Origin of the sequence: Neoroseomonas rubea, assembly GCF_016106015.1 — a bacterium.
Taxonomy (GTDB): Bacteria; Pseudomonadota; Alphaproteobacteria; order Acetobacterales; family Acetobacteraceae; genus Neoroseomonas; species Neoroseomonas rubea.
Map to the genome: position 1 here is coordinate 1 of NZ_JACADQ010000478.1, position 2,294 is coordinate 2,294.

Below are 2,294 nucleotides of genomic sequence, written 5' to 3' on the forward strand. Positions count from 1 at the left end.
GCGACCGCCCCCGCCGCCACCGCGCCCGCAGCGCCCGTCGGCGTCGGCGCGCTCGGCCGCGTCGAGCCCGTCTCCCGCATCCGCCGCCTGACGCAGCCGGGCGGCATGGCCGTCACGCGGCTCGACCGGCTGCTCGTCGCGGAAGGGGACACGGTCGCCGAGGGCCAGCTCCTCGCCGAATTCGCCGACGCGGCGCAGAAGGACGCCGCCGTCGCCCAGGCCCGCGCCACCGTGGCCGAGACCGAAGCGAGCCTCGCCCGCATCCGCGCCGCCGGCCGCCCGACCGAGATCGAGGCGCAGCGCGCCCGGATCGCCGCGCTCACCGCGCAGCAGGAACTCGCGTCGCGCGAAGCGGAACGCTCCGAACGCCTCGTGCCGACCGGCGCCGGCGCCGTCGCCGCGGCCGACCGCAACCGCGCCCTGGCCGTCCGTCTCGCCGCCGAACTCCGCCAGGCGGAAGCGGAACTCGACAGCCTGCTCTCCTCCCGCCCGGAGGACATCGCGCTGGCCGAAGCGCGCCTCGCCGCCGCGCGCGCCGCGCTGGCCAAGGCGGAGGCGGATGCCGAGCTCTCCCGCGTCCGCGCGCCCTTCGCCGGCACCATCCTGCGCATCGTCGCCCTGCCGGGCGACCAGGTCGGCAATGACGGGCTGATGGAGATTGGCGACCTGTCCCGCATGATCATCGTCGCCGACGTGTATGAAACCGACCTGCCGCGCCTGCGCGAAGGCGCGCGGGCCGAGGTCGTCGTCCCCGGCGAGCCCCGCCGCTTCGAGGCGACGGTCGGCCAGATCGGATGGACCGTGCGCCGCCAGACCCAGGCGAACACCGACCCGGTCGCGGCCGTGGATAGCCGCACGGTCGAGGTGCGTTTGCTGCTCGACGAAGCCGGCAGCGCCGCACTGCGCCGCCGGTCCAACATGCAGGTCCAGGTGGCGATCCGGCCATGAACGCGATCAGCAAGGCACCGCTGCTGCCCTGGGCGCCGGAACGCACCGGCGAAGCCGCCAGCGAGCCCGCCATGCCGTCACCGAAGCCCGCCCCTGGCCCGCGGCCCCTTGCCGCGCTGCTGCTGCCGCTCCGCCTCGCCTGGCGGCAATTGCGCGCCGAGCGCGCGCGGCTGTTTTCCGCCATGGCGGGCGTGATGTTCGCCGCCGTGCTGGTGTTCATGCAGCTCGGCTTCCGCTCCGCGCTGTTCGACAGCGCGACGCGCCTGCTCTCGGCGATGGAAGCCGAGCTGTTCCTGATGAACCCGCTCACCACCGCCTCCTTCCGGCCGGAGCCGCTGCCGCGCATCCGCGCCCACCAGGCGCTTGCCCTGCCGGAAGTGGCGCAGGCCGTGCCCGTCTACATGGCGCAGACCACCTGGCGGAATCCCGAGGACGGATCGCGCCGCGCCATCCAGATGATCGGCTTCGACATCGAGGCCGGCGCGGTGCATTTCGACGGGCTCGACGCCATCGCGCCCGCCCTGCGCCGCATCGACGCGGTCGGCTTCGACGCGCGATCGCGCCCCGAATTCGGCGACGTCGCGCGCCTGTTTGCCGAACGCGGCCCCTTCGAGGTGCAGGTCGGCAACCGCATGGTCGAGGTCGCGGGGCTCGTCTCCATCGGTCCGTCCTTCGGCGCCGACGGCAACCTCGTCATGAACGAGGTGAACTTCCGCCGCATGGTGCGCGAACGCCATCCGAGCAACACCGACCTCGTCGCCATCCGCCTGCAGCCCGGCACGGATGTCGCCGCCGCACAGGCGCGGCTGCGGGAGATCCTGCCGCGCGACGTCGTCGTGCTCACCCACGCCGAACTCGTCGCGCATGAACGCAACTACTGGGAAACGGCCACGCCGATCGGCTTCATCTTCGCCTTCGGCTCCGTCATGGGGCTGATCGTGGGGATGGTGATCGTCTACCAGATCCTGTTCTCGGACATCGCCAACCACCTGCGCGAATACGCGACGCTGAAGGCGATCGGCTATTCCAACTTCTACCTCGCGCGCGTCGTCATGGCTGCGGCGCTGATCCTCGCCATCATCGGCTTCCTGCCCGGCGCGGCCCTGTGCATCTGGCTCTACGACGTGGTCGCATCCGCCACCTTCCTGCCGCTGGCCATGACACTCGAACGCGCGACCATGGTGTTCGGACTGATCTTCGCGATGTGCGCGACAGCCGGCCTGCTGGCCATGCGCAAACTGCGCGACGCCAGCCCGGCGGACATGTTCTGATGCGGTGGGTCGTGGTGCGTCGGGGGGGGGGGGGGGGGGGGGACGCGGGGCGCGGCCGCCCCGCGGGGCGCGCGC

The 2,294-nt window shown here is 72.8% G+C and carries 1 protein-coding gene and 1 pseudogene; both read left to right on the plus strand.

What is annotated here, in order from left to right:
• A pseudogene (locus tag HW577_RS23875) lies at nt 1-948 on the plus strand (efflux RND transporter periplasmic adaptor subunit); the annotation flags it as partial.
• Nucleotides 945-2,219 (plus strand): ABC transporter permease DevC, encoded by a 1,275-nt coding sequence (gene devC / locus HW577_RS23880; protein ID WP_232475210.1) that lies wholly within the window; start codon nt 945-947, stop codon nt 2,217-2,219. The pseudogene HW577_RS23875 and the gene devC, both read left to right, overlap by 4 nt.
• The last annotated feature ends 75 nt before the right edge of the window (nt 2,220-2,294 follow it).

Bases quoted from the DNA above. Each gene is read 5' to 3' on its own strand.
- devC (WP_232475210.1), top strand. From the start codon at position 945: ATGAACGCGATCAGCAAGGCACCGCTGCTGCCCTGGGCGCCGGAACGC.